The 6,229-nt window shown below is 72.2% G+C and carries 5 protein-coding genes; all 5 read left to right on the forward strand.

The genetic code is table 11. The features are described 5' to 3' along the window. Positions 1–83: 83 nt before the first annotated feature. The 5 genes from ACLJOU_RS08380 to ACLJOU_RS08400 all read left to right on the forward strand — a co-directional run bounded on the left by ACLJOU_RS08380 (position 84) and on the right by ACLJOU_RS08400 (position 6,098). Entirely contained in the window at positions 84–1,097 is a 1,014-nt protein-coding gene (locus ACLJOU_RS08380) for a methionine ABC transporter ATP-binding protein (RefSeq protein ID WP_410564624.1), read from the forward strand. 122 nt (positions 1,098–1,219) lie between these two features. Further along, a complete protein-coding gene (locus ACLJOU_RS08385) occupies positions 1,220–2,182 on the forward strand; it encodes a 4-(cytidine 5'-diphospho)-2-C-methyl-D-erythritol kinase (protein WP_410564625.1) in 963 nt (320 codons plus the stop codon). After that, positions 2,179–2,586 (forward strand): ASCH domain-containing protein, encoded by a 408-nt coding sequence (locus ACLJOU_RS08390; protein WP_410564627.1) that lies wholly within the window; start codon positions 2,179–2,181, stop codon positions 2,584–2,586. Before ACLJOU_RS08385 ends, ACLJOU_RS08390 begins: the two co-directional genes overlap by 4 nt. A 4-nt stretch (positions 2,587–2,590) precedes the next feature. Beyond that, positions 2,591–4,354, forward strand: coding sequence for an ABC-F family ATP-binding cassette domain-containing protein (locus ACLJOU_RS08395; RefSeq protein ID WP_410564628.1), 1,764 nt, complete (start codon positions 2,591–2,593; stop codon positions 4,352–4,354). 55 nt (positions 4,355–4,409) lie between these two features. Beyond that, positions 4,410–6,098: a fatty acyl-AMP ligase gene (locus tag ACLJOU_RS08400; RefSeq protein WP_410564629.1), complete on the forward strand. Its 1,689-nt coding sequence runs from the start codon at positions 4,410–4,412 to the stop codon at positions 6,096–6,098. The last annotated feature ends 131 nt before the right edge of the window (positions 6,099–6,229 follow it).

Raw genomic sequence — 6,229 nt, forward strand, 5'->3', positions numbered from 1 at the left:
TCTCCTTGCACCGTCCGAACAGGACGGAACTCGCTTGCGGCCGGGCGCTGTGCCATGCACGCGCCCCGTTTTCTGGAGCCTTCGTGATCACGGTCGAAAACCTGTCCAAAACCTTTGCCACCAACGGAAACTCCGTCGTCGCGCTGCGGGACGTGAGCGTCGACGTCCAGGCGGGCTCGCTGTTCGGCGTGGTCGGTCCCGCCGGTTCGGGCAAGTCCGTCCTCGCCCGGTGCATCGCCCTGCAGGAGCGCCCCGACCGCGGTGTCGTCCGCCTCGACGGCCTCAACACCGGCACCCTCGACGGCCGCCGCCTCCGCGAAATCCGCCGTCAGCTCGGCGTCGTTTCGACGAAGCCGGAGCTGATCGCCGAGCGCACCATCGCCGGCAACATCGCTTCCCCGCTCGAGCAGCTCGGCGTCGACGGCCCGCAGCGCCGCAGCCGGGTCGGTTCGCTGCTCGACCTCGTCGGCCTGACGCAGCGCGCCGCGCAGCGTCCCGGCGAGCTGTCCGCCGGCCAGCTCCGCCGCGTCGCGGTCGCGAAGGCCCTCGCGGCGGCCCCGGCCGTGCTGCTCGCCGACGACCCGACCGCGGGTGTCGACCCGGAGGAGGCCGGCGCGGTGCTCGCCGTCCTCGACCGGGCCCGTTCGGAGCTGGGCACCACCGTCGTCGTCACGACGCCGGACGCGGGCGTGGTCCGCCGGGTCTGCGACGACGTCGCGGTGCTGGAGGACGGCACGGTCGTCGAGCGCGGCACGGTGCTCGACCTGATCTCGAACCCGGCCAGCCGCACCGCGCAGGCGCTGCTGCCGGCCATCGAGACCACCCGCGCGCAGACGGCCCGCTACGACCGCTCGGCCGACGTCGTGCTGGTCGGCTTCGCCTCGGTCGGGGCGCTGCTGCCCGAGGCCGCGGGCCGCTTCGACGTCGAGTTCGCCACCATCGGCGGCGGCCTGACCCGCATCGGCGACACCCCGGTCGGCCGCTTCCGCCTGGGTGTCCGCGGCGAGCGGGCCGACGCGGCGCTGGCGTGGGTCGCCGAGCGCGGCGGCCACGTGACGCACACCGCGCGCGGCCCCCAGGGTGTCGCGGCTGCCTGACCCCCGCCCCAAGCGCCCCAAGGCGGCCTTGGGTGCGTGAGACGCACCCAAGGCGGCCTTCGGTGCGTGAGACGCACCGAAGGCCACATTGGGGCGTTTCCGCGGGCACGTAGGCTGGTCGGGTGCTCGCCGTAGTTCCGCCCCCAGTCACCGTCCGGGTCCCGGCCAAGGTCAACCTGCACCTTTCGGTCGACGACCTGCGCGAAGACGGTTACCACGAGCTGGTGACCGTGTTCCAGGCGCTGTCACTGACCGACGAAGTGACCGTCGCGGTCACCGATGAGCCCGGCATCGAGGTATACGGTGAGGGGGAGGGCTCGGTCCCGACCGGCCCGGAGAACCTGGCCTGGCGGGCCGTCGAGGCACTGGCCGCGCACGTCGGCCGCACCGGCGAGCCGAAGGTCCGGGTGGTGCTGCGCAAGGGCATCCCGGTCGCCGGCGGCATGGCGGGCGGCAGCGCCGACGCGGCGGCGACGCTCGTCGGCCTGGCCAGTCTCTGGAACCTCGACGTCACCCGCGACGAGCTGGCCGAGATCGCCGCCGGCCTGGGCAGCGACGTCCCGTTCGCGCTCTACGGCGGCACCGCGCTGGGCACCGGCCGCGGCGAGCAGCTGGTCCCGGTGCTGTCGCGGCACACGTTCCACTGGGTACTGGCCTTCGACGCCGAAGGGCTGTCGACGCCGAAGGTGTTCGGCGAACTCGACCGCCTGCGCGCGGCGGGCAACCCGCCCCGGATCGGTTCGCACACGCCAGTCGTCGAGGCACTGGCCTCGGGCGACCCCCGTCAGCTCGCCCTGCTGCTGGGCAACGACCTGCAGGCGGCGGCGGTCTCGCTGCGCCCCGGCCTGCGTCGCACGCTCCGGGCGGGGGTGAACGCGGGCGCGCTCGCGGGCACGGTGTCCGGTTCGGGTCCGACGTGCGCGTTCCTCTGCGAAGACGCACAGTCGGCGGTGGAGGTCGCGGCCGAGCTGTCGGGCGCGGGTGTCTGCCGCACGGTCCGCGTCGCCCACGGCCCGGTCCCCGGCGCCCGCGTGGTCGGCGGAGACGACGCGAACCGGCCGACCCCGCCGCGGGTGCACGCATGAAGCACGCGGAGTTCGCGTTCCCGGGCCCGTTGCGGGACAAGCTGGTCGCGGCGATCCTGGCCGGGGAGAAGACGACGACCTCGGCCCTGCTCGCGGAATACGAGCGAGCCGGCGAAGCGTTGCCTTCGGTGGGTGACCGGGAACTGGTGCTCGACTCCGCCGGCGCCGGGGTCGCGGTCATCGAAACCGCCGAGGTGCGCGTGCTCCCGCTGTCCGAAGTGGACATCGAGCACGCGGTCGGCGAAGGCGAGGGCTTCACGAGCGTCGCCGAGTGGCGCGCGGAGCACGAGAAGTTCTGGCAGGGCGCGCAGGTGCGCGCCGCACTGGAGGACCCGGAATTCACCGTGGACGACACGACCCCGGTCGTGGCGACCCGGTTCGTCATCGTGGAAAGGATCGGCTGAGCGGATGGCCAACCTGGTCAACCTGGAGGCGGTGAGCAAGTCCTACGGGGTGAAGCCGCTGCTGGACGGCGTCTCCCTCGGTGTCGCGGCCGGGCAGCGCATCGGCGTCGTCGGCCTCAACGGTGGCGGCAAGACCACCCTGCTGGAAGTCCTTTGCGGACTGTCCGAACCGGACTCCGGTCGGGTGAGCCACGTCGGCGGCCTGCGGATGGCCGTCGTCACCCAGCGGACGGAGCTGCCGGACGGCAGCAGCGTCGGCGAGGTCGTGCTCGAACGCTACGGCGCCGAGCACGAATGGGCGGCCGACGCGCGCGTGCGGTCCATTGTGGATGGACTGGGCATCACCGCGATCGGGCTCGACACGCCCACCGCGAACCTCTCCGGTGGCGAGCGGCGCCGGGTTTCCCTGGCGGCCGCGCTGACCGGCGAACTCGACCTCGTCGTGCTCGACGAACCGACCAACCACCTGGACGTCGAAGGTGTCCAGTGGCTCGCCGACCACCTGCTCACGCGCCGGATCGCGGTCGTGGTCGTCACCCACGACCGGTGGTTCCTCGACACCGTCGCGACCCTGACGTGGGAGGTCGCGAACGGCCGCGTCGAACAGTACGAAGGCGGTTACGCCGACTGGATCTTCGCCCGTGCCGAGCGGGCGCGGCTGGCGGCGACGGCCGAGGAGAAGCGGCAGAACCTGGCCCGCAAGGAGCTGGCGTGGCTGCGCCGCGGCCCGCAGGCGCGCTCGTCCAAGCCGCGCTACCGCATCGAAGCGGCCGAAGCGCTGATCGCCGACGTCCCGCCGCCGCGCGACTCCGTCGAGCTGCAGGCGTTCGCGAAGCGGCGGCTCGGGAAGACCGTGCTGGAGCTGGAAGACACGACCTACCAGGTCGGCGACCGGACGCTGCTCGACCACGTCACCTGGCGGATCGGGCCGGGCGACCGGATCGGCCTGGTCGGCGTCAACGGCTCGGGCAAGACGTCGCTGCTGAAGCTGCTCGGCGGTGACGTCGAGGGCTCGACCGGCCGCCGCATCGAAGGCAAGACGGTCGCGCTCGCGCACCTGCGCCAGGAACTCGACGACCTGCCCGGCGACCTCCGGGTGCTGCAGGCGATCGAGCAGGTGGCCGGGCGCGTGGTGTTCGGCAAGCAGGAGATGACGGCGTCGCAGCTGGGGGAGAAGCTCGGCTTCCCGGCGGCCCGCCAGTGGACGCCGGTCGAGGACCTCTCCGGTGGCGAGCGGCGCCGGCTTCAGCTGTGCCGGCTGCTGATGGCCGAGCCGAACGTGCTGCTGCTCGACGAGCCGACGAACGACCTGGACATCGACACGCTCCAGCAGCTCGAAGACCTGCTCGACGGCTGGCCGGGCACGATGGTCGTGGTCTCGCACGACCGCTACCTGGTGGAGCGCGTGTGCGACACGATCGTCGCCCTGTTCGGCGACGGCCGGATCACCCACCTGCCGGGCGGCATCGAGGAGTACCTGAACCGCCGCGCGGCCGCTCAGCCGGTCGCGGGCGCGGCGCCTTCGGTGGAGAAGGCCGAGGCGAAGAAGTCGGCGGCGGACCTGCGCGCGGCCCAGAAGGAACTGGGCAGGCTGGAGCGCAAGCTCGACCAGCTGCACGCCAAGGAGGAGAAGCTCCACGCGGCGCTGCTCGAGGCCGCGACGGACCCGGCGAAGCTGATGGCGCTGAACGCGGAGCTGAAGGGCGTCCAGGGCGAGATCGAGGACGTCGAAGGGCGCTGGCTGGAGACGTCCGAACTGCTGGAGTGAGCCTCTTTCCGCTTTGCGCGGCGGACGTTGACGCGGAGACAGTAATGTTCCCGCTATGAGCAGGTTCGTGGACACGCTCGTCGCCACCGCGACGCAGCGGGGGCAGCAGCGCGGCATGGTCACCGGGGAGCCGAAGGAGCCGGTCCGCCGGACCTGGGCCGAGGTGCACGCCGAGGCGCGGCGGATCGCCGGCGGCCTCGTGGCCGGCGGATTCGAGCGCGGGGGTGCCGTGGCGGTGCTGGCCGCCGCGCCGGTGCTGATCGCGCCGACCGTGCAGGCCGTCTGGCTCGCCGGGGGCAGCGTCACCATGCTGCACCAGCCGACCCCGCGCACCGATCTGGCCGAGTGGGCCGAGGACACCGTGCGGGTGCTCGGGATGATCGGGTCCGACCTCGTGCTGCTGGGCGAGCCGTTCGACCAGCTCGCGCCGGTGCTCGAGCAGAAGGGCATCGGGTTCAAGCTCATCACCGAGCTGGCCGCCGCCGAACCGCTCCCGGACGTCGTCACGACCGACGAAGGCGACACCGCACTGCTGCAGCTGACCAGCGGCTCGACCGCCGACCCCAAGGCCGTGCGGATCACCTACGGGAACCTGTACTCCAACGTCAAGGCCATGGTCGAGCGCGCGGAGTTCGACTTCGACGTCGACGTGATGGTCTCGTGGCTGCCGACGTTCCACGACATGGGCATGGTCGGCTTCCTGACCGTGCCGATGACCTTCGGCGTCGAGCTGGTCAAGATCACGCCGGTCGAGTTCCTCTCGGGCCCGCTGATCTGGCCGCAGCTGATCACGAAGTACCACGGCACCACGACGGCGGCGCCGAACTTCGCGTACGCCATCGTCGGGCGCCGGATGGCGCGCGTGGACGAAGACGACGCCTTCGACCTGTCGACGCTGCGCATCGCGCTGAACGGGGCCGAGCCCATCGACGAGACCGCCGTCCGGACGTTCGTGGACGCCGGCGCGCGGTTCAAGATGCCGGCCGAGTGCGTCTTCCCGGCCTACGGCATGGCCGAAGCGACGCTCGCGGTGTCGTTCGCGCCGCTGTTCACCGGCCTCACCCTGGACGTCATCGAGGCCGACGCGCTGGAGGCGGAAAACCGCGCGGTGCCGGTCCCCGAGGGCGACCCGCGGCGCGGCACCGACAGCGTCCGGTCGTTCGCGCTGCTCGGCCGGCCGCTGGACGGGCTGGAAGCGGAGATCGTGAACGAAGCGGGAGAGCGGCTGGGCGAGCGGGAGGTCGGCGAGATTCGGCTCCGCGGCGAGGCCGTGACGCCCGGCTACCTGACCATGGACGGCCCGCTCGCGACCCAGGACGCCGACGGCTGGCTCGACACGGGCGACCTGGGGTACCTGGTGGACGGCCAGATCGTCATCTGCGGCCGCCGCAAGGACGTCATCATCATGGGCGGCCGCAACCTGTACCCGACGGACATCGAGCGCGCGGCGACCTCGGTCGAAGGGGTCCGCGCGGGCAACGCGGTGGCGGTCCGGCTGGACGCGGGCAGCCGCCGCGAGCGGTTCGCGGTGGTGGTCGAGTCGAAGCTGGCGGGTGACGCCGAAGCCGAGAAGAACCTGATGAAGCAGGTCTCGGCCCGCGTCCGCGACGCCGTCGACATGCGGCCGTACGCGGTGGTGGTGCTCCCGGCGGGCAGCCTCCCGAAGACGCCGTCCGGCAAGGTCAAGCGCGCGGCGACGGCGGTCCAGTTCGCGGACAAGATCAAGAAGAACGCCGACGCCTGACCCAAGCGCCCCAATGAGGTTTTCTCAGTAGCGGCCTTGGTGCTCGTGATGGGTCAGGACGAGGGCTGCTTGGACGATGGCGCCGATGCGTTTCGGGCAGAGAGTGACCCGTCGTAGGGCTGACCAGCGGG

It is taken from the genome of Amycolatopsis sp. cmx-4-61 (assembly GCF_046548775.1).
GTDB lineage: Bacteria > Actinomycetota > Actinomycetes > Mycobacteriales > Pseudonocardiaceae > Amycolatopsis.